Source organism: Acidovorax sp. LjRoot38 (assembly GCF_964252975.1).
Taxonomy (GTDB): Bacteria; Pseudomonadota; Gammaproteobacteria; order Burkholderiales; family Burkholderiaceae_C; genus Acidovorax; species Acidovorax facilis.
In genome coordinates this window covers 97,107-115,970 of record NZ_CAXUPT020000013.1, presented here as the reverse complement: position 1 = coordinate 115,970, position 18,864 = coordinate 97,107, and the positions used below count along the sequence as shown (strand labels likewise).

The 18,864-nt window shown below is 67.8% G+C and carries 22 protein-coding genes; 14 read left to right on the top strand and 8 right to left on the bottom strand.

The annotated features are described in order from the left end of the window. Window positions 1-132 precede the first annotated feature (132 nt). Together ACSQ22_RS20805 and ACSQ22_RS20800 are read left to right on the top strand one after the other, a co-directional pair. Window positions 133-384, top strand: coding sequence for a hypothetical protein (locus ACSQ22_RS20805; protein ID WP_055401112.1), 252 nt, complete (start codon window positions 133-135; stop codon window positions 382-384). 184 nt (window positions 385-568) lie between these two features. Beyond that, the gene (locus tag ACSQ22_RS20800) at window positions 569-1,144 is read left to right on the top strand and encodes a hypothetical protein (protein ID WP_055401110.1); all 576 of its coding nucleotides are present in this window, start codon (window positions 569-571) and stop codon (window positions 1,142-1,144) included. A 191-nt stretch (window positions 1,145-1,335) separates the two neighbouring features. Here ACSQ22_RS20800 and ACSQ22_RS20795 read toward each other — a convergent pair whose 3' ends face one another. Next, window positions 1,336-2,259, bottom strand: coding sequence for a LysR family transcriptional regulator (locus ACSQ22_RS20795; RefSeq protein ID WP_431153146.1), 924 nt, complete (start codon window positions 2,257-2,259; stop codon window positions 1,336-1,338). A 140-nt stretch (window positions 2,260-2,399) separates the two neighbouring features. Between ACSQ22_RS20795 and ACSQ22_RS20790 the strand changes: the two genes are divergently transcribed. Continuing rightward, window positions 2,400-3,200 (top strand): SDR family oxidoreductase, encoded by an 801-nt coding sequence (locus ACSQ22_RS20790; RefSeq protein WP_431151179.1) that lies wholly within the window; start codon window positions 2,400-2,402, stop codon window positions 3,198-3,200. 117 nt (window positions 3,201-3,317) lie between these two features. Then, a complete protein-coding gene (locus ACSQ22_RS20785; protein WP_431151178.1) occupies window positions 3,318-4,193 on the top strand; it encodes a hypothetical protein in 876 nt (291 codons plus the stop codon). A gap of 38 nt (window positions 4,194-4,231) precedes the next feature. Here ACSQ22_RS20785 and ACSQ22_RS20780 read toward each other — a convergent pair whose 3' ends face one another. Both ACSQ22_RS20780 and ACSQ22_RS20775 read right to left on the bottom strand, forming a co-directional pair. Beyond that, window positions 4,232-4,744 (bottom strand): SRPBCC family protein, encoded by a 513-nt coding sequence (locus ACSQ22_RS20780; RefSeq protein WP_431151177.1) that lies wholly within the window; start codon window positions 4,742-4,744, stop codon window positions 4,232-4,234. 192 nt (window positions 4,745-4,936) lie between these two features. Beyond that, on the bottom strand, window positions 4,937-5,911 hold the full coding sequence (locus ACSQ22_RS20775) for a LysR family transcriptional regulator (protein ID WP_431151176.1): 975 nt from the start codon (window positions 5,909-5,911) through the stop codon (window positions 4,937-4,939). Window positions 5,912-6,082: 171 nt separating this feature from the next. On the opposite strand from ACSQ22_RS20775, the gene ACSQ22_RS20770 reads away from it, so the two are divergent. Continuing rightward, window positions 6,083-6,982 (top strand): oxidoreductase, encoded by a 900-nt coding sequence (locus ACSQ22_RS20770; RefSeq protein ID WP_436131425.1) that lies wholly within the window; start codon window positions 6,083-6,085, stop codon window positions 6,980-6,982. 141 nt (window positions 6,983-7,123) lie between these two features. On the opposite strand, the gene ACSQ22_RS20765 is transcribed toward ACSQ22_RS20770, so the two are convergent. From ACSQ22_RS20765 to ACSQ22_RS20755, 3 genes are read right to left on the bottom strand one after another with little or no spacing between them, the layout of a single operon-like run. Next, window positions 7,124-7,645, bottom strand: a complete 522-nt coding sequence (locus ACSQ22_RS20765; RefSeq protein ID WP_436131424.1) for a hypothetical protein — start codon at window positions 7,643-7,645, stop codon at window positions 7,124-7,126. Window positions 7,646-7,701: 56 nt separating this feature from the next. Next, window positions 7,702-8,325: a glutathione S-transferase family protein gene (locus ACSQ22_RS20760; RefSeq protein WP_436131423.1), complete on the bottom strand. Its 624-nt coding sequence runs from the start codon at window positions 8,323-8,325 to the stop codon at window positions 7,702-7,704. Between the two features lie 19 nt (window positions 8,326-8,344). After that, window positions 8,345-9,109, bottom strand: coding sequence for an NIPSNAP family protein (locus ACSQ22_RS20755; protein WP_436131422.1), 765 nt, complete (start codon window positions 9,107-9,109; stop codon window positions 8,345-8,347). A gap of 105 nt (window positions 9,110-9,214) precedes the next feature. On the opposite strand from ACSQ22_RS20755, the gene ACSQ22_RS20750 reads away from it, so the two are divergent. The 3 genes from ACSQ22_RS20750 (at window position 9,215) to ACSQ22_RS20740 (ending at window position 12,679) form a co-directional block, all read left to right on the top strand. Next, window positions 9,215-10,195: a helix-turn-helix transcriptional regulator gene (locus ACSQ22_RS20750; protein ID WP_436131421.1), complete on the top strand. Its 981-nt coding sequence runs from the start codon at window positions 9,215-9,217 to the stop codon at window positions 10,193-10,195. A gap of 214 nt (window positions 10,196-10,409) precedes the next feature. Further along, a complete protein-coding gene (locus ACSQ22_RS20745) occupies window positions 10,410-11,867 on the top strand; it encodes a metal-dependent hydrolase (protein WP_436131420.1) in 1,458 nt (485 codons plus the stop codon). Then, window positions 11,867-12,679, top strand: coding sequence for a cupin-like domain-containing protein (locus tag ACSQ22_RS20740; protein ID WP_436131419.1), 813 nt, complete (start codon window positions 11,867-11,869; stop codon window positions 12,677-12,679). Before ACSQ22_RS20745 ends, ACSQ22_RS20740 begins: the two co-directional genes overlap by 1 nt. A gap of 111 nt (window positions 12,680-12,790) precedes the next feature. Here ACSQ22_RS20740 and ACSQ22_RS20735 read toward each other — a convergent pair whose 3' ends face one another. Beyond that, window positions 12,791-13,474 (bottom strand): TetR/AcrR family transcriptional regulator, encoded by a 684-nt coding sequence (locus tag ACSQ22_RS20735; RefSeq protein ID WP_121421539.1) that lies wholly within the window; start codon window positions 13,472-13,474, stop codon window positions 12,791-12,793. Between the two features lie 137 nt (window positions 13,475-13,611). On the opposite strand from ACSQ22_RS20735, the gene ACSQ22_RS20730 reads away from it, so the two are divergent. The 6 genes from ACSQ22_RS20730 (at window position 13,612) to ACSQ22_RS20705 (ending at window position 17,681) form a co-directional block, all read left to right on the top strand. Then, entirely contained in the window at window positions 13,612-14,040 is a 429-nt protein-coding gene (locus tag ACSQ22_RS20730) for a VOC family protein (RefSeq protein ID WP_436131418.1), read from the top strand. Window positions 14,041-14,075: 35 nt separating this feature from the next. Beyond that, window positions 14,076-14,735, top strand: a complete 660-nt coding sequence (locus tag ACSQ22_RS20725; RefSeq protein ID WP_436131417.1) for a glutathione S-transferase family protein — start codon at window positions 14,076-14,078, stop codon at window positions 14,733-14,735. Between the two features lie 57 nt (window positions 14,736-14,792). Beyond that, window positions 14,793-15,287, top strand: a complete 495-nt coding sequence (locus ACSQ22_RS20720) for a DUF1579 domain-containing protein (RefSeq protein WP_228897238.1) — start codon at window positions 14,793-14,795, stop codon at window positions 15,285-15,287. A 90-nt stretch (window positions 15,288-15,377) separates the two neighbouring features. After that, complete coding sequence (locus tag ACSQ22_RS20715) at window positions 15,378-15,746, top strand: DUF1428 domain-containing protein (protein WP_055397674.1); 369 nt, start codon at window positions 15,378-15,380, stop codon at window positions 15,744-15,746. Between the two features lie 288 nt (window positions 15,747-16,034). Continuing rightward, on the top strand, window positions 16,035-17,114 hold the full coding sequence (locus ACSQ22_RS20710; RefSeq protein WP_436131416.1) for a pirin family protein: 1,080 nt from the start codon (window positions 16,035-16,037) through the stop codon (window positions 17,112-17,114). Between the two features lie 90 nt (window positions 17,115-17,204). After that, on the top strand, window positions 17,205-17,681 hold the full coding sequence (locus tag ACSQ22_RS20705; RefSeq protein ID WP_055397684.1) for an FKBP-type peptidyl-prolyl cis-trans isomerase: 477 nt from the start codon (window positions 17,205-17,207) through the stop codon (window positions 17,679-17,681). Window positions 17,682-17,694: 13 nt separating this feature from the next. On the opposite strand, the gene ACSQ22_RS20700 is transcribed toward ACSQ22_RS20705, so the two are convergent. Further along, window positions 17,695-18,828, bottom strand: a complete 1,134-nt coding sequence (locus tag ACSQ22_RS20700; RefSeq protein WP_436131415.1) for a thiolase family protein — start codon at window positions 18,826-18,828, stop codon at window positions 17,695-17,697. Window positions 18,829-18,864 lie beyond the last annotated feature (36 nt).

Sequence of the window (18,864 nt, the reverse complement as noted above, 5' to 3'; positions counted from 1 at the left end):
TATCAAGCGCTAGAGGCTGATTTTGCTTGTAATTCAGCCATCATGCTGTGTCTTTGCACCCGCAGGTGCCTTACAGTAGCCGCCCCGCAGCAGACAAACCCACCCACACCGGCCCACGACGGCTGACACCCCATGACCAAAGACCTGGCCCGACAGAACGAACTCAAACCCATGGCGCTGTGCGAGCCCTGCCAGGGCATCCAGCGCAACTGGCGCAAGGCGCCGGGCCACGCCGAGCTGGTGCAGCGCGGCAACCGCAAGGAAGACCGCGAGACGGGCTCCGTCACCATCACCCGCTATGTGTGCGACCGCTGCGGCACGGCGTGGGAGTATGAGAACGACAAGGGCAACCAGAAGGCAGGCTGGTCGGTGGTGGGGCGATAAGCAATCGCATCTCCATGGAGAGAGGTCAGCGTTTGTTGGATAAGCGCCAGCGGTCATTTTGGGTTCCAACCCATGGCTGGGAACGGCTTGCAGGGCTGTGCGAACGGATACACAGCCATGGCCCACAAATGGGGCACCTTTTCATCTCGTGCGTGTCACACAGGCCTATCAAGGAGATAGCCTCATGCTGCACCGCAGACGATTTCTGAGAACCACCGGCAGCGGCCTGGCCCTGGGCGGCGCCGCTTTGCTGCTGGCAGGGCGTGCCGCGTGGGCCCAGCCCAGCTACACCGTGCCGCTCGCGCAGCTGCAGGAGATGGTGGCCACGAAGTTCCCGCGCAGTGTGCCGGTGCAAGGCCTGTTCGATCTCACCCTGCAGCCCCCGCGCCTGCGCCTGCTGCCTGAGGTCAATCGCCTGGGCGCCGTCATGGCGGTGGACGCGGCGGGCGCTGCGCTGCGGCGCAGCCACGCGGGCACGTTCGATGTGGAGTTTGCGTTGCGCTATGAAGCCAGTGACCGCACGCTGCGCGCCCACCAGATCCGGCTGGGGCGGCTGGATTTCCCCACGCTCAAACCGGCCGTCACCGAACTGATCAACGCCTATGCTCCCGTGCTGGCCGAACAATCCCTGCGCGAAGTCACCTTGCACCAGCTGCGCCCGCAGGACACCGCCATGTTCGACGGCCTGGGATTGCAGCCCGGGCCCATCACGGTGACGGCCAAGGGGCTCACCGTGGCGTTTGTGGGCAAGCAGCCATGACGCCCGCTGGGCACGGCCGCCTTCCATCGCCGCAGCGCCGGGGTTAACTCCGTTTCCCCTCGCGGGAGGGGGTGGGGGAGACGGGGCTTCGGGGGCGCCGCGCTTGTTCTCCCTCTCCCCGCCCTCTCCCACCAGGGCTAGGCCGAGGGTGGTGCAGGTTGCGCAGGTCAGTCTCGCGCAGGGGCTTGCGCTCAATCGCCCCGCACCCGCTGCGCAAACCCGCGCAGCGCGAACTGCTCCACCACAAAATCCACAAACACCCGCGTGCGCGCTGGCAGCAGCTTTTTGCTGGGGTAGTACAGCGATGTCGGCCCTGCATCCGCCCACCAGCCCGGCAGCACCCGCACCAGGTCGCCGCGCGCCAGCCAGGGCTGCGCAAACGGCATGGGCAGCACGGCCAGGCCCAGGCCCATCAGCGCGGCCTGGCACATGGCCTCGGGGTCGTCGAACACGATGCGGGGGCGGAACACTGCCGCTGCAGCGTCGCCCGCCTTGTTGCGCAGCGTGGTCACTGGCACGCGCCCCGTGCGGATGGCGCGGCGCGCAATGCCGTCCCACTGCGCCAGGTCTGCCGGGTGGCGCGGCGCCTTGCGGCCCTGCAGCAGCGCGGGGGCGGCCACCACCACCAGGTGGATCGGCCCCAGCGTGCGCGCCACCATGTCGGGGTTCAGATTCAGGCCACCGCCAATGCCGGCATCAAAACCCTCGCCGATCAGATCCACCTGGCGGTTCTCAAAGCGCCAGTCGGGCTGGATGGCCGGGTAGCGCTGCAAAAACTCGGTGAGCAGCGGCACGATGTAGGCACGGCCAAACGCCAGGCCCATGCTCACCTTGAGCGTGCCCGCAGGCTGCTGCTCGGCCTCGGCCGCGTGGTCCACCGCATCGGCCAGCGCGGTCAGCGGCGGGCTGATCTGCGCCAGCAGGCGCTGCCCGCCTTCGGTGAGCGTGATGCGCCGCGTGCTGCGCTGGAACAGCCGCACGCCCAGGCCTGCCTCCAGACGCGCCACGTTCTTGCTCACGGCGGCAGGCGTCAGGCCCATGAGCCGCGCGGCGGCCGAGAAGCTGCCGCACTCGGCGGATTTGACGAACGATTCGAGGTGGCTCAGGGGTTGCATGGTTTGCATTTTCAACTGCAGGTTGAAATAGATCCAGCCCATTCCTGGCTACCCGCAAAGCAATGTTTTTCTGAAACTGCAGGTGTTCCTGGTTCCGTGAAGAACCTTTTCAACCATCTGATTTTTTTAGGAAAAACACCATGTCTTCTGTGCCCGATACATCCGCCCCCACCACGCTGCCTGCCAGCGCGTCACGCCTGCTGGCGGGCAAGGTGGCCTTTGTCACCGGCGGCGCGCGTGGCATCGGCGCCGCCATCGTCCAGCGCCTGGCGCGCGACGGAGCGGCCGTGGCCTTCACCTACAGCAGCTCCGAAGCTCCCGCGCAGGCGCTGGTGGCGGCTATTGAAGCGGCCGGCGGCAAGGCCCTGGCGCTGCGTGCCGACAGTGCAGACGCCGCCGCCCTCACGCAAGCCATCGACACGGCCGCGCGCACGCTGGGCCGCCTCGACATCCTCGTCAACAACGCCGGCGTGGCAGTGGCGGGCGAGATCGACAGCTTTGCCCTCGCCGATTTCGACCACACGCTCAACGTGAACGTGCGCGCGGTGTTTGTGGCCACGCAGGCTGCCGTGCGCCACATGGGCCAGGGCGGTGCCTATGGCCGCGTCATCACCATCGGCAGCACCAATTCCGACCGTGTGCCATGGGCAGGCTTCAGCGTCTATGGCATGAGCAAGGCCGCCATCGTGGGCCTCACCAAAGGCCTGGCGCGCGACCTGGGGCCGCGTGGCATCACGGTGAACAACGTGCAACCCGGCCCGGTCAACACCGACATGAACCCCGCCGACGGCCCCCTGGCCAGCAACATGCACGGCATGATGGCGCTCGGCCGCCATGCCCACCCCGACGAGATCGCGGGCATGGTGGCCTATCTGGCGGGGCCGGAGTCGGGCATGGTGACCGGGGCCAGCCTGCTCATCGATGGCGGGTTTGCTGCCTGAGCCAAGGTAGCTCTGGGCTCGCGGGACTTTGGGGACTTTGTGCTGGTGGGTGGCGTTGCGCGCGCGGGTTGCGCCCAGGGCGATATAGTGGCCCACCCTTCCACCTGGGACCCTTTTGTGAACCTCACCCTCCGCACTTTGCGCAATGCCTGCGCCCCTGCAGCAGCGTTGACCGCGCTGATGGTCAGCGTCTCCCTGCACGCCGCCACGCCCGCCGAGTCGGGCTATGTGGGCGAATACCGGGGGCGTTCCGTGGACACCATCACGCAACTGGCGCTGCTGGACGACAACACCTTTTGTTTTGCGGTGACGGGCGGGGTGCTGGACATGCTGATGGCGGGCCGCTGGAAGGCGGAAGGCAGCGGAGTCCGGCTGCAGCAGGTGCGGCAGGACCAGACCTTGTTCCCGGCCTACGCCCGCAAGGTGGCAGCGCTGGGCGCCATGGTGGAGTTCGACTTCCACGGCCCCACGCTGTCCAGTGCCCGCGCGCCGGTGTTTGCGGTGTCGGCTGATGACAAGGCCCCGGCCACGCTGCGCCCGCTGTTTGGCCCGGACCACAGCAGCTGGTCTGAAAACTACCCGCTGCCCCCACTGCCTGCAGAGGCCGTGCGCTACTTTTACCTGGGCGACGTGGTGGAGGAAGCCCCGGGAAAGCCAGCGGTCGTGAAGGTGGTGCAGTACCGGCTGGACGGTGCCAATTCAGTGCGTGTGGGGTTTGATCCGCTGCAGGCCTTGCCGCTGATGAGCCAGCGGGCCGAGCTGAAAGGAGACATGCTGTTTCTGTCAGGCAGCCGCCTGGGCAAACGCCGGGCGCTGGACCCTGAAGTGGTGCAAACAGTGCGTACGGGTTGCATAGCCCCCGCGCTGAATCCTGGCGCCCCGCGCCCTGCGCCGAAACCAGGCGAGACCCCGCCCCTGGAGCCCCTGAGAACGTTTACCGTCAGCCCGTCGGCCATTCAGGGCACGCCATTCTTCGAAGCCAAAAGCAACTGAGCCGTGGTGGGCAGTCGTCGGGTCGGATGGGGGCCGCCTCAGGCTGAAATCGCTGGGCCTCCGGGCGCACGCAGTGGGGTCTCGATCTGCATCTTGGCCAGCCGCAGCGCCTTGCGCATGTAGCCGCGCCACAGCACGTTGGCCAGCAGCCAGAGCACCGGCGCGGCCCATTTGGAGCGGGGATGAAACGCGTGGCGCCAGCGCACCGTGGTCTGCGTGCCACCCGCCTGCGGGTCAAACCACCAGGCCCCGTTGGCGCCGGTGGCCAGCCAGCGCATCGCACCCGTGAAGCCGCTGACGGTGTAGCTGAAGTACTGCGCCGGGTGGTAGTGCTTGAGCCGTTCTTCGGCCACGCTGCCATCGGACAGCGCCACGATGCGCGTCTGCCCCGGCGTGTCCCAGGCGCCCGTCTGGTCGCGCGTGCCGATCACTGCGGGCAAAGGCCCGTAGCCGGTGAACAGGGCGCGCGGGTCAATGGGCGCGATGTGCTGGAACGCCAGTGCCGGGGAGGCCTTGATGTGTGTCTGGACCGTGGCAGAGAAGGTGGTCATGGGTGAATCCGGTGCGTTGCTTCCGCCCTCTCGGGCAGTCAAGTCACTGTAGGGCGTGCGACCACACCGATAAATACCCTTCTCCGCAACGGACTGTTTGCGATATGACCCGCAATCGCCCCTTTCCCGGGCGAAGACGTTGTGCGCCGACGCGGCGGGCGCACACGGCAGCCATCGGCGGCCGGAGCCCGTTCAGGTGGCCGAAGCTTTGCGTCGCCGGGGCTTTGGGGCCTGGGCCCGCAGCTCCTGCACGCTCAGCCCGAACGCCGGGTTGTCGGCCAGCATCTCCACCGCCAGATCGATGAAGGCGCGCGCGCGGGCCGGCTGCGCTGCCCGGCTGCCGTAGTACACGTACAGGCCCAGGTGCTGGGGCACGAATTCGGTCAGCACGGGCACCAGTTGCCCGCTGCGCACCAGTGGCGCCGCCGTCACGCCGACAAGCTGGCCGATGGCGTGGCCGCCCAGCACCGCGCGCGCTTCCAGCTCGATGTCGTTGACGCAGAACGCAGGCGGTATGGCATGGGCCACGATGTCATCGCCCACCTGAAACTCCCACGGCATGGGCTTGCCGGTGGTGGGGTGGCGAAACCCGCTGCAGCGGTGCTGCGCCAGGTCTTCGATGCGGGTGGGTGTGCCATGGCGGGCCAGGTAGTCCGGCGTGGCGCACACCACCAGCTGCAGCGCAATCAGGCGCCGCGCAATCACGCCGCCCTCGGGCGGGTAGCCCGAGCGGAAACCCACGTCCACCCGGTCCTCCACCCAGTTACCGATGCGGTCGTCCAGCTGCACATCGGGCTCCACCAGCGGGTGGCGGCGGCAGAACACGTCGAGCACGGGCCAGACCACCTCCAGCATGATGGAGCGTGGTGCCACGATGCGCAGCGGCCCCGCAATCTCCTCGCGCCCGCGCCGCGCGCCGTGTACCGCCCGCTGCAGGGTCGCGAGGCCCGGCAGCGCGGCCTCCAGAAACTGGCGCCCCTCCTCGGTCAGGCTCAGGCTGCGCGTGGTGCGGTGGAACAGCCGCACGCCCAGGTGCGATTCGAGCTGCCCCAGCGCCAGGCTGGCAGCCTGCGGGGTGATGCCCTGGGCCGAGGCCGCCTGCCGCAGGCTGCCCAGTTCGGCGGCTTTGGCAAACGTGGCAATGGCACGCAGTTCATTGATGGCCATGGTGTCCGTTCCGAGGTATTGACAAGTTTCACTTGTGAATGAAGTCAGCAATTATGGGCTAGTGCGATGGCAATGGTCTGCCTACAGTTCACCTCCATGGCCGCGCCTTTGCATCTCAGCGTGCTGCGTTTGCCAGAACCCCGCTTTCAATCCCTTTCAAGGACTTCCGCCATGACGGCTTCGACTGCTCTCCCTTCCTCCTTCCCCCGCGTCTGGATGATTACCGGCGCCTCGCGCGGCATTGGCGCCCGCATTGCCGAGGCTGCGCTCGCCCAGGGCGACGCCGTGGTCGCCACGGCCCGCGATGCCGCGTCGATTGAAAGGCGCCTGGGCCCCAGCGACGCACTGTTGCCGGTGGCGCTCGACGTGACCGACGAAGCCCAGGCACGCCACGCAGTGGGCGCCGCGCTGGAGCGCTTTGGCCGCATCGACGTGCTGGTCAACAACGCGGGCTACGGCCTGCTGGGCGCGGTGGAGGAATCCACCGCCGACGAAGTGCTGCGACTGTTCGACACCAACGTGTTCGGCCTGCTGCATGTGACCCGGGCCGTGCTGCCCGCCATGCGCGCGCGCCGCGCAGGGCACGTGATCAACATCTCGTCGCTGGGTGGCGTGCGCTCCAGTGCCGGTTTTGGCGTGTACTGCGCCGCCAAGTTCGCGGTGGAAGGCCTGACCGAGGCGCTGCATGCCGAACTGGCCCCGCTGGGCATCCATGCCACGGCGGTGCAGCCCGGGTACTTCCGCACCGAGTTCCTTGATGGTGCCTCGCTGGCCGTGGCGCCCCGTGTGCTGGACGACTACGCCGCCAGCGCGGGCGCCGTGCGCGAGGCTGCGCGCCGCATCAACCTGAACCAGCCCGGCGACCCCGTGCGCCTGGCCCAGGCCGTGATGAAGCTGGTGGCCAGCCCCACGCCGCCGCTGCGCCTGCCACTGGGCACCGACACGCTGCAGACCATTGCCGACACGCATGCCTTCGTGGCGCAAGAGACCGCGCAGTGGCGGGCCGTAGCGGCGTCCACGGATTTTCCGGTGCAGGAGCGTGAGGAGGCCCAGGCGCTGTCTGCTGGATAGGAACTCCTGATTTAATAGCTGTTAGTGCTGATGGGATAAGCGCTGGAGGCTATTTTTGCTCTCAATCGGTGGCGATGGTGCGGTTGGATGGAATGGCGGATGCCCTGCCAGCCGCCCACCCCTGCAATGGTGTGCAGGGCCTCACACCGGCCGCGCAAACTCCATCACCCAGTTGACTTCCCAGGTGGCCCCACCGTCGTCCGAAAAAGCCTGCTGCCAGCGCGGTGTGCCGGTGTGCATCTGCGACCACTCAAAGCGCACGCGCACGGGGCGGCCCTCGAAGTTCTCCTGGCCTTCGAAGATGCCCACGCTATCGCGAAACCCGCCCACCACGGGCGGATGCAGCAGCCCGGTGGCCGCGTCCACGCCGCCGGTGGTGTTGTCCAGCCAGTAGATGCTCCAGCGCTGTGCCTCAGGGCTGAACACGCGCAGCGCCATGCCCACAAAGCCGGGCTTCCAGGTGGCGGGGATGAAGTCGTCGTAGTTGCCGATGCCGCCGGGCAGCGGCCGCGCGGTGCCGGTGGCGTCGAACACCTCCCAGTCGTTGCAGCCCTGAAGCCGGTGCATCAGGCGCGTGTTGCGGATGTGCCAGGAGCCCATGAGGAAGTCGAAGTCGCCGGCGGCGTGGTGGCCGGTGGCCGGGGTTGTGGTGTTGTCTTGCATGGTGTTCGGTGATGGGGTGATGGGGTTGCGTGAGGGGAGAAGGATCAGAACGACGATCAGGGCGACGCCATGGCATCGTTGGGATGAACCCAGCCGGGCAACGCGCGCAGGGAGTCCAGCCAGCGCGACACATGGGGGAAGTCCTCTTTGGCCAGGCCCGCCTCGGGCAGCCAGAAGAGATACGCAGAGCAGGCGAGGTCTGCGATGGTGGGGCCGGAGGGCACCAGGAACTCCGAGCTTGCGAGTGTTTCGTTCAGCGTGGCCAAGTCTGCGATGGCGCGTGCGCGCAGGTAGGTCAGAACCTCGCCAGGCTGTGGCGCCCAGCGCATTGCAAAGCGCAGGTTGGGCACGCTGAAGCCAATGCGGTTCGTCTCCCAGAAAAGCCATTCCAGGATGGCGCTCCCTTCCGCCGCAGCGCCGCAGAAGGCGCGGGTGCGCTGCGCCAGATGGAGCAGGATGGCATTGGATTGGCAATAGGCGGTGCCGCCATCGACGAGGACCGGCACTTCACCGAAGTGGCTGGCTGCCACAAAGTCCGCGGGGCGCTCGGCCCGGGGCGTATCCAGCGCAATGGGCTGGTAGCGGTGCGGGGTGGCAGTCAGTAAAAGCAGCGACCGAACCTTGTACGAGTGGCCGGAACCTGCGGCGCCGTACAGCAGCAGGGAGGCGGGTGTGGACATGGGCTCTTCTCCTTTGCGATCAGGCGTGCAACGCCGAGCGCGCCGTGGGCTGCAGCCGGTGCGCCTCGGGCGCCCGGGCCAGCCAGTGGGCAAGGCCCGGGGCTACGTCCCGCGCCCAGGCGCCGCTGTTGGTAAAGGACTGCAGCGCCGCTGCATCGCCAAACAGCGCCAGCCCCAGCAGCACATGCTCGCCCGCGCGCACCGGCAGGCGGGGAAAGGTGTTGGGGCTGGCTTCGGTGCTGTACCACGCCACCTGGCGCGCACCGCCGCGCTGCAGCGTGGGAGCCATGCGGTGGCGGCAATAGTCCAGCAAGGCCGGGGTGGCGGGCTCGTGCAGATAGAACACGGTGGCGTCCAGCACACCCGCCGCAGTGCCTGTGGCGCCCGGCGCGGGCCGGGCGTGTTGCGGCAACGTGGACGCCGCCCCGGGCCACGCGGGGCGTAGCAGCAGCACGTTGTCAGAGTCGATCATGGTGGCGTTGGCGGCAGCGCGGTGCGCCGCCCACACGGGGCCGTCGTAGAAGGCTTCGAGCGCGCGGCGGCGTACGTCCATGTCGGCAAAGCCGCGCAGCCAGACAAACAGGTCGGGCTGATCGAGGTCGCGGAACTGGCCCAGCACGCGCATGCCATGGGCCTCCTGTGTTTCTACGAACTCGCGGTCGAAGAGGTCGATCAGTGCGTCGCGCTGCCCTGGGTGCAGGGTGTATTGGCGCAGTTCGACGATGGGGTGGTGGTCGGCGGTGGGCATGCGGGCTCCGGGTTTGCGGGGGGAAGACAAGCTCATGATCGGAGTCTGCGCCGCAATACCTGCCAACCCATGGCAGGTATTTGCGCTATCTTTCGCCTTCACCCTAGTACCCCCCCGTTACCCCGCACAACCTGCCTGCCCATGCGCGCCAGCCGCTTGTTGTCCCTTCAGATGCTGCTCGAAACCCAGGGCCGCATGAGTGCGCAGGCGCTGGCCGAGGCACTGGAGGTCTCCGTGCGCACGCTCTACCGCGATGTGGACCAGCTCAGTGCGGCCGGTGTGCCCATCTATGCCGAGCGCGGGCGCAACGGTGGCTTTGCGCTGCTGCCAGGCTGGAAGACCACGCTCACCGGGCTCACGCCTTCCGAGGCGCAGGCCGTGTTCTTGAGCGGCCTGCCCGGCCCCGCGCAGGACCTGGGGCTGGGCGGCGATGTGGAGGGGGCGCGGCTGAAGCTTTTGTCGTCGCTGCCCGCTTCGTGGCGCGAAGACGCCCAGCGCGTGAGCACCCGCCTGCACCTGGACCCGGTGGACTGGTACCGCGAGAGCGACCCCACGCCCCACCTGCCCACCGTGGCCGCTGCGGTGTGGAGCGGTCACCAGATCGCGATGCGCTACGAGAGCTGGGCCGACACGGTGGAGCGTACGGTGAGCCCGCTGGGGCTGGTGCTCAAGGCGGGTGTCTGGTACCTGGTGGCAGGGCCTGCGGGTACGACAGAAGGCGGACCGCGCACCTACCGCGTGTCGAACATCCGGGCTGCCACGGCGCTGGCCACACCCGTGCGCCGCCCGGCGCGGTTTGACCTGGCCAGTTATTGGGCGCAGTCGATCCAGCGTTTTGAAGCAGGGATCTACACCGGCGAGGCGGCGTTGCTGGCCACACCGGCCGGGCTCAAGGGCCTGCGCGCGCTCAGCAGCGCCGTGGCCCGCGCGGTGGCTGCGGCCCCGCCGCCCCGCCGCAAGGACGGGCGCGTGGCCGTCACCATTCTCATTGAGTCGGTGGAACACGCCTGCGGGCAACTCATGCGGCTGTCTCCGCAGGTGGAGGTGCTGCGGCCTGTGGCGTTGCGCCGCGCGCTCATGGAGCGGGTGGTGGCCACGGCGCGCCTGTATGGATTGCCGTGATCTGGGTTGTAGGGAATTGCTATTAAAATTGTAGCTGTTTGCGCAATGTAGATAAGCGCTAGGGCCTAAAAATCTTCTGAAACTGAGCAGGCACTTCAATGCAGACCGTGCCCTGCCACTGCAGCCGCCCTGCCGGTTGGGTGGTGTTGGAGGTGTCACATGCGCGACACGTACCCCCACTACCTTCGACAGGCTTTAACAATGGCCTGCGGTGATGCAAACAGTGATGGTGGTGTCGGGGGCGTCCGAGCGGTTCTGGAACCAGACCCCCTTTCGTTCGTATTTGTTCAATGCGTTTTCGCTGCTGCTGCCCTCGGGGGAGCAGTTTGTGATCCGGGCGATGGAAGACGCTGCCACGCGCCTGCCCGAAGGGGCACCTTTGCAGGAAGAGGTGGCCCAGTTCGTGCGCGAGGAGCGCGCCCACCAGCGCGCGCACCGCTTGTACAACACGCAGTTGGCGGCCCAGGGCTACAACGCCGTGGCCCTGGAGGCACGCATCGAGCGCGCCGTGCAGGGCCTGGAGCAGGCCCTGGCCTGGAAGGAGCGCCTGGCCCTGGCGGCGGCGCTGGAATACCTGACAGCGCTGATCTCGCGCCAGGCACTGCGCGGCGAGGGCTGGCTGGTTCACAACGCGTGCCGCCAGTCCAGCCTGTGGCGCTGGCACTGCGAAGAAGAGGTGGCGCACCATGGCGTGGCGCTGCGCCTTCTCAATGAGGTGGGCCAGGTGGGCTATGGGCGCCGTTTGGGGCTGTATGTGCTGGCGTCCCTGATATTGCTGGGCGATGTGGCGCGCCACACCTGGGACTTCTTTCAGACCGATCGCGCGCAGGGCCGGTTGACCTGGGGTGGTGGTGCCCGGTCTGCGGCGGAGTTTGTGCTGCGGCAGGGCATGGGCCTGGCCCGCATGGCGGTGGGGTGGCTGGGCTACGGGCTGCCGCTGCACCGCCTGGTGCCTGCGCCGCACGCGGGCCGAAAAGCAGAGAAGACCCGCATCGAAGTGCGCCCGCTGCAGGCTCGCGACATTCCCCGCCTGCTGGTGCTGGAGCACCGGAAGTGGAGCGACGACCAGGCCGCCAGCGCGCAGGCCATGGCGCAACGCATCGCGGCCCACCCGCAGCTGTGCATGGGGGCGTTCTGCCCGCGCACGGGCGAGGCGCTGGCCTCGCTGTTCCTCAAGCCCATTTCAGCGGCACAGTTGCAAAGCGCCCGCACCTGGGCCGATTGCGCGGAGGTTGGAAGCCAGGACGGGGCACAGCCCAGCCGTGACCTGTTTGGCATCAGTCTGAGCAGCGTCAGCCCGCAAGGGGTGGAGGCGATCTTTGCGTTCTTCTGGCCGCGTGCGCTGAAGGCTGGCTGGCGCCAGATTTACCTGGGCTCGCCCGTGCCGGGCCTGGCCCGCTGGCGCAGGAGCGAGACCCATGCCCCGGTGGAGTCGTACGTCTACGCCACCCGCCGGGGCATGCCGCGAGACCCGCAGCTGCGCTACTACTGGCAAAAGGGCTTCAAGACCATCGTGGCCTGCAAGCCAGACTACTTTCCGCATGCCGCGTCGCTGGACTACGGGGTGGTGGTGCGGGGGCGCATCCCGTTGTCGTCCCTGGCGCCGCTGTGGCGCCATGTGCCGCTGCCCTGGTTGCGGGGGATGCAACGCTGCATGGCCAGGGTGCTGTGATGGCAGACCATGAAAGCGCGTGGGAGCCGCTGGGCGCGCAGGCAGTTTCCGTGGCCGAGGCCGTCGGCCGCCGCGAGCCCTGTGTGTTGCGCCAGCGCGCGGCCCATTGGCCCGCAGTGGCGCAGTGGACCTGGGAGCGCCTGGGGGCGCTGGCCCCCGACCTGCCCGTGCGGCTGGTGCAGGGAAACCGCGAGCTGGGCGCCACCGTGTTCCAGCCTTCCACTCTGGGCGCTTATCTCCAGTCCCTGCAAGGCCCCGCCACCGCCAGCGAAGCGCCGCTGTACCTCAAGGAGTTCAATCTTCTGGGTGCCTTTCCCACGCTGCGCGCCGATGTGCGTCCGCAAGAGCTGTTTCCGCCCGGGGCACTGCACGATGCCCAGACCTGGATCGGCCCCGCAGGGGCCAGAACGGGCTTGCACCACGACTACCTCGACAACCTTGCCGTGCAATTGGTGGGGCGCAAGCGCTTTTATCTGCTGCGCCCCGGGGCGGTGGAGCGGCTGGGTGCCGTTGCCGCCAAGCATGACCGCTGGGCGGCCCTGGCTTCACTGAATGCTGATGCCGTGGTGGACCGAGGTGTTGTTGCAGGCGACGCCTGGGTGGTGGACCTGGAGCCCGGGGACGTGCTCTATGTGCCCGCGCGCTGGTGGCATGAAGTGGTGAACCACACCCCCAGCGTGTTGCTGAGCGGGTTTTTTGGCACCCGCACGACGGTGTACGCGCAGTGGGCGTGGCGCCAGGCTGTGCAGGGGGCGCACTTGGCGGGCCTGTGGCGACGTGGGCATTGCACCTGCCATCCGGCGCGGGTTTAGAGCGGCTCACAAAACTCCCCTGGCGTCGTTGTTCCGTCTTGTCGTACCGCTTGTACTGCCTGCGACGGAACGCCTAGCCAGGGCCGCTGCGCTGAGTTTTGTGAGCCGCTCTTATATCCCCCGCTCCACCATGTCCAGCAGCCGCTGCCCCAGCCCGTCCAGCAGGGGCTGCGGCGTGCCGCGCAGCGGCCCGTCAATGCTGAGGAGCGCCATACCGTGCACGGTGGACCATGCCAGGTACTCCGCGCCGGGGCGGCGCTCGGCTGGCAGGGCGCCAGCGGTGACCAGGTCATCCAGCGCGGCGCTCAGGTGCTGAAAAGGATTGAGGCCCGTGGCGCCGCCCATGGCCGGGTCGGGATGGGTCTGCACGGTGAAGCGGCCTCCGAACGCGGTGCGGAACAGGCCCGTTTCGGCATGCGCAAACCGCATGTAGCCTGCGCCCACGGCGCGCACCTTGGCGTGGGCCTGTTCGGTGCGGGTGCCGGTGGTGGGTACCTGGGCCAGTTCGGCCTCCATGAAGTGCGCGGCAGCGGCCACGGCGGCGGCGCGCACGGCGGCCAGCAAATCGTCGCGGTTGGCAAAGTGGCGATAGGCCGCGTTGGGCGCCACCCCCGCGCGGCGTGTGGCCTCGCGCAGCACCACAGCGTCGGGGCCACCCTGTCGGGCCAGCTCGACACCGGCGTCCAGCAGCGCGCGCCGCAGGTCGCCATGGCGGTAGGTGGCGCGCGGGGCGGGGCCTGCGCTGGCAGTCTTGGCAGTGCTAGCGGCGGGGGCGTTGCGATTGGTTACGGGCATGGCGGACTTGGATGTGGACACTGTCCATTATCTTTGCTATTGTTTGTGGACGGTGTTCACAATGAGGTGGACACTTTCTTTTTTATGACCCTCCCAGGCCTTCATGCGATGAACGGCCTGGTTTGCAAGGAGACCCCATGAAAGTCGAGTCCTACCTGATGTTTGAAGGCCGTTGCGAAGAAGCGCTGGACTTCTACCGCAGCGCCCTGGGCGCCAAGGTCGGCACCCTCATGCGCTACAAGGACAACCCCGAGCCCGCTGCAGGACAGGGTTGCGCCGACGGCAGCGGCCCAGGCCCCACGCCCGAGATGGTCATGCACGCCGAATTCACCGTGGGCGAGACGACGCTGATGGCATCGGACGGCATGGGGTCCGGCAAGGCCCGCTTCCAGGGCATCTCGCTGGCGCTGAGCCCCGCGAGCGAAGCGGAGGCCCAGCGCCTGTTCAATGCGCTGGCCGACGGTGGCCAGGTGCAGATGCCGCTGGCCAAGACCTTCTTCTCGCAGGCCTTCGGCATGGTGGCCGACCGCTTCGGCGTGCCGTGGATGGTGGTGGCGCCCGAATGAGCGAAGCGCACCAGAGCCCCAACACAGGTACGGCCATGCTCGCCCTCTATGGACACCCTTTCTCGTCGTACACCCAGAAGGTGCTGACTGCGCTGTATGAAAACGGGACTCCCTTTGAATTGCGCAATCTCGACCCCGCTGCGCCGGGCAACCATGCGCCCGAATGGCTGCGCCGCTGGCCGTTGGCAAAGTTCCCGCTTCTGGTGGATGGCGATCACACGGTGGTGGAAAGCAGCATCGTGATCGAGCACCTGCAGATGGCCCACCCGGGGCCTGTGCAGCTGATACCGGTCGACCCTGCAGCGGCGTTGCAGGTGCGCTTCATGGACCGGTTCTTTGACCTGCACGTGATGGCGCCCGTCCAGCACGCGGTGAACGCTGCGTTGACTGGCGACCCCGCCAAGCGCGTTGACGGCGTGGCCTGGGCCGCTGACAAGCTGGAGAAGGCCTATGCATGGCTGGAAGGCGAATGGGCCCGCCGCACCTGGGCTGCGGGCGACGGCTTCACGATGGCCGACTGCGCAGCGGCGCCCGCGCTGTTCTATGCCGATTGGACGCACCCCATTGCCGCCAGCTACCCCCTGCTGCGCGCCTACCGCGCGCGACTGCTGGCGCGACCCTCATTTGCGCAAGTCGTGGAGGGCGGCCGCCCCTACCGCCACTACTTTCCGCTCGGGGCGCCAGACCGTGATTGACGGGATCGACCCCCAAGCTGACTGAATTGCCAAACCCCAACCACCAAGGAGACCGAAATGATGAATGCCGAACCCCACGCCATGCACCGCTGGCTGCAGCAGCTGATTGGCGACTGGACCAGCGACGCCAACTGCGACGCTCCACCCGGCGAGTCCGGCGCGCCCGCTCAAGAGCAATCCACCGGCTCAGAGCATGTGCGCGCCCTGGGCGACCTGTGGGTGCTGTGCGAAGGCACGGGCACCATGCCCGGCGGGGGCGAAGCCCACATGCTGATGACGCTAGGCTACGACCCCGAGAAGAGCGTGTTTCGCGGCACCTGGGTGGGCTCGATGATGACCCACATGTTCGTGTACGAAGGCACGCTCGATGCCGACCAGAAGGTGCTGACCCTGGAGACCGAAGGCCCGAGCTTCAAGGACGACGGCAAGACCGCCCGCTACCGCGACGTGATCACGCTGGTGAGCGCAAACGAACGCACCTTGACATCGTTCGGGCTGCAGCCGGATGGCAGCTGGTCGCAGATGATGCAGGCAACGTACCGGCGCAAGTGATGGGGGCGGGCCCCGGTCCGCGTCCGCCGAACGAATACGTGGCGCCCACAGGCGGGCGTATCCCTTGGTCAACCTCACAGGAGTCAAGCTATGTCCTACATCGATGGTTTCGTGATCGCGGTCCCCACCGCCAACAAGCAGAAGTTCATTGAGCACGCGCGCCATTTCGACGCGATGTTCATCGAGCTGGGCGCGATCCGTGTGATCGAAGGTTGGGGCGACGACGTCCCCGACGGCAAAGTCACCGATTTCCGCCGCGCGGTCCAGGCGACGGCCGAGGAGACTGTGGCCTTTTCGTGGGTCGAGTGGCCCGACAAAGCCACGCGCGACGCGGGCATGAAGAAGATGATGGAAGACCCGCGCATGGACCCGTCCCAACCCGGCAACCCTCCCATGCCCTTTGATGGCAAACGCATGATCTTCGGCGGCTTCGAGCAGGTGGTGGAGGTGAAGGCTTGACCAGCCGTCGAAACTGATAGCAATCGGTGCTTGGTGGACAAGCGCCAGGGCCGGACTTGGCTAGGGATGTCCTGCACAACCCGCCCGAGGCCGTGCCATCACAGACCGCAGGGAGTTATGCAGGTCATCCCTGGGTGTTCTGTAAGAGCGCGCGGTGCAAAGCCCCCACTGTCCTGCCCGCCGCATCGCACTGTTCCACCCACAGCACTTCTGCTCAGGCACCATAGGCTCCATATTCCACAGGCATACCGCCCGATCGTGGCGGTGCACAACATGAGGAGCCCCCGTATGTCGTCGTCCACACCTGCTGCAGCAACCACCGCTCTGGTGCCTATCGTGCGCGCCCAGCTGCTCGGTCCGCAGTGGCCCACGCTCGACCCGTTTCTTTTCTGCGCCCACCATGACGATGCCTACCCCGCAGGCAACGCAGCGTTCGGCCCCGCCGTGCCGATTGAAGACCGCCAGATCGGCAGCGACTTCAGCGGCAAGGACGGCTGGAGCATGTACCACGGCGACACCGTGCCGGGCTTTCCGGGCCACCCGCACCGGGGTTTTGAGACGGTGACGCTGGTGCGCAAGGGCCTCATCGACCATTCCGACTCGCTGGGCGCGGCCGCGCGTTTTGGCGGCGGCGATGTGCAGTGGGTCACCGCCGGCAAGGGCATCGTGCATTCCGAAATGTTCCCGCTGCTCCACGCCACGGAGCCCAACCCTCTGGAGCTGTTCCAGATCTGGTTGAACCTGCCCGCGAAGAACAAGATGGTGGCGCCGCACTTCACCATGCTGTGGAACGAGCGCATCCCGCGCCTGGTGCACCATGACGCTGCAGGCCGCGCCACCACGGTGACAGTGGTGGCCGGTGCGCTGCCCGGCGCGCCCGATCCGCTGTCGCCGCCGCCCGAATCCTGGGCCTCCCAGCCCGAAAGCGACGTCGCCATCTGGACGCTGCACCTGGAGCCCGGTGCTGAATGGACACTGCCTGCGGCGAAGGGTGAGACCACGCAGCGCATGCTGTACTTCTTTGTGGGCGACAGCCTGCGCGTCGGCCCGCAAGACGTGGACCGCCACGCGGCGCTGCAGGTGCGGGCCACCGAGGACTGGACCCTGACCAACACCGGTACCACCGCCGTCGAATGCCTGGTGCTGCAGGGCCGCCCCATTGGCGAGCCCGTGGCGCAGTACGGCCCGTTTGTGATGAACACGCAGGCGGAGATCATGCAGGCCATGAACGACTACCGCCGCACCCAGTTCGGCGGGTGGCCTTGGGCCCAGCAGGACCCGGTGCATGGCACCGAGGCACGGCGGTTTGCGCGGTATCCGGGGCAGGCGGAAGAAGAGCGGCCGGCAGAGGCGGCGGCTGGCGCGTAAGCCGGGGCGGCGCGCCCCGCCCCCGAGGTGCCCGGCGGCCACCGGGCGCCTCGTGGACAATGCACGCTTTTAGCGCAAGCAGATACCACCATGGCCACCACCATCACCAAAGACACCGCCGTCACCATCACGTACAAGGTCACTACACCGCAGGGCAAGCCGCTGGACGCGGGCAGCCTGTCATACCTGCACGGTGGCTATGAAAACATCTTCCCCAAGGTCGAAGCCGCCCTCGAAGGCCAGGCCGTCGGCTTTACCACCGCGCTGGACCTGGCCGTGGAAGACGCCTTCGGCGCCCGCGACGAAAGCCTGGTGCGCACCATCCCCAAGACCGAGTTCCCCCCGGGCGTGAAGGTGGGCGGCCAGCTGCAGGGCATGGGCACTGACGGCCAGCCCGCCCTGTTCAACGTCGTCAAGATCAAGGGCCCCGAAGTGCACCTGGACGGCAACCACCCGCTGGCCGGGCAGGCGCTGAAGTTCAGCTGCAAGGTCACCGAAGTGCGCGCTGCCAGTGCTGAAGAAATTGCACACCGGCATGTGCACGGGGCGCACGGACACCAGCACTGATCACTGCAGATTGCTACACGGCCCCCAGCACCGTCGCAATCCCCTGCCCGCCGCCTATGCACTGCGTTGCCAGCGCATAGCGGCCCTTCTCTCGCAGCAGCAGCGCCGCCGCCTTGCCGGTGATGCGCGCACCTGTGGCGCCCAGCGGATGGCCGATGGCCAGGCCGCCACCGTCCAGGTTGATCGCGTCCTCGCGCAGGCCCAGTTCGCGGATGCAGGCCAGGGCCTGTGATCCAAACGCTTCGTTGATTTCCACCACATCCAGGTCCTGCGCCGCAATGCCTGCGCGTGCGAGCGCCTTGTGCGTGGCGGGCACCGGGCCCACGCCCATGTAGGCGGGGTCCACGCCCGCAGTCGCCATCGCCAGGATGCGCGCCAGCGGCGCCAGGCCGTGGCGGGTGGCATACGCCTCGGTGGTGACCAGCACGGCCACGGCGCCGTCGGTCAGTGGCGAAGAGGTACCTGCGGTGACCACGCCATCGTCCCTGAACGCAGGGCGCAACGCGGCCAGGGCTTCGGGCGTGGTGCCGGGACGGATGCATCCGTCCTGCGCCACCATGTCGCCGGATGCCAGCGTGATCGGCACGATCTCGGCCTGCAGGCGGCCTGCATCGCGCGCGGCGGCCGCCTTGCGGTGCGATGCCACGGCCAGCGCCTCCTGGTCGGCGCGCGTCACCGCGTAGCGTTGCGCCACGTTCTCGGCCGTCTCGCCCATGCTGATGTAGGCGTCGCTGTGTTCGTACAGCGCGGGGTGGGGCGAGAAGTTGAAGCCGCCCTGCGGCACCATGGTCATCGACTCGACGCCGATGCACAGGTATGCCTCGCCCAGGCCCGCCTCGATCTGCGCGGCGGCGATGTGGATGGCTGACATGGACGAGCCGCAGAAGCGGTTGACCGTCATGCCGCCCAGCTCCTGCGGCAGGCCCGCGAGCAGCGACACGATGCGCGCGATGTTGTTGCCCTGCGCCGCCTCGGGGTAGGCGCAGCCGGCGATCACGTCTTCGAGTGTGGCGGGGTCAATGCCGGTGCGCTGCAGCAGGCCGGTGACCACCTGCGCAGCCAGGGTGTCAGGGCGCATGCCGGCCAGCGCGCCCTTGCGCGCAAAGTGAAAGGGCGAGCGGGCATAGGCGGTGATCAGGGCTTTCATGGCGATGCCTTTCGGGGGTGACGTTTGGTGGGGGGG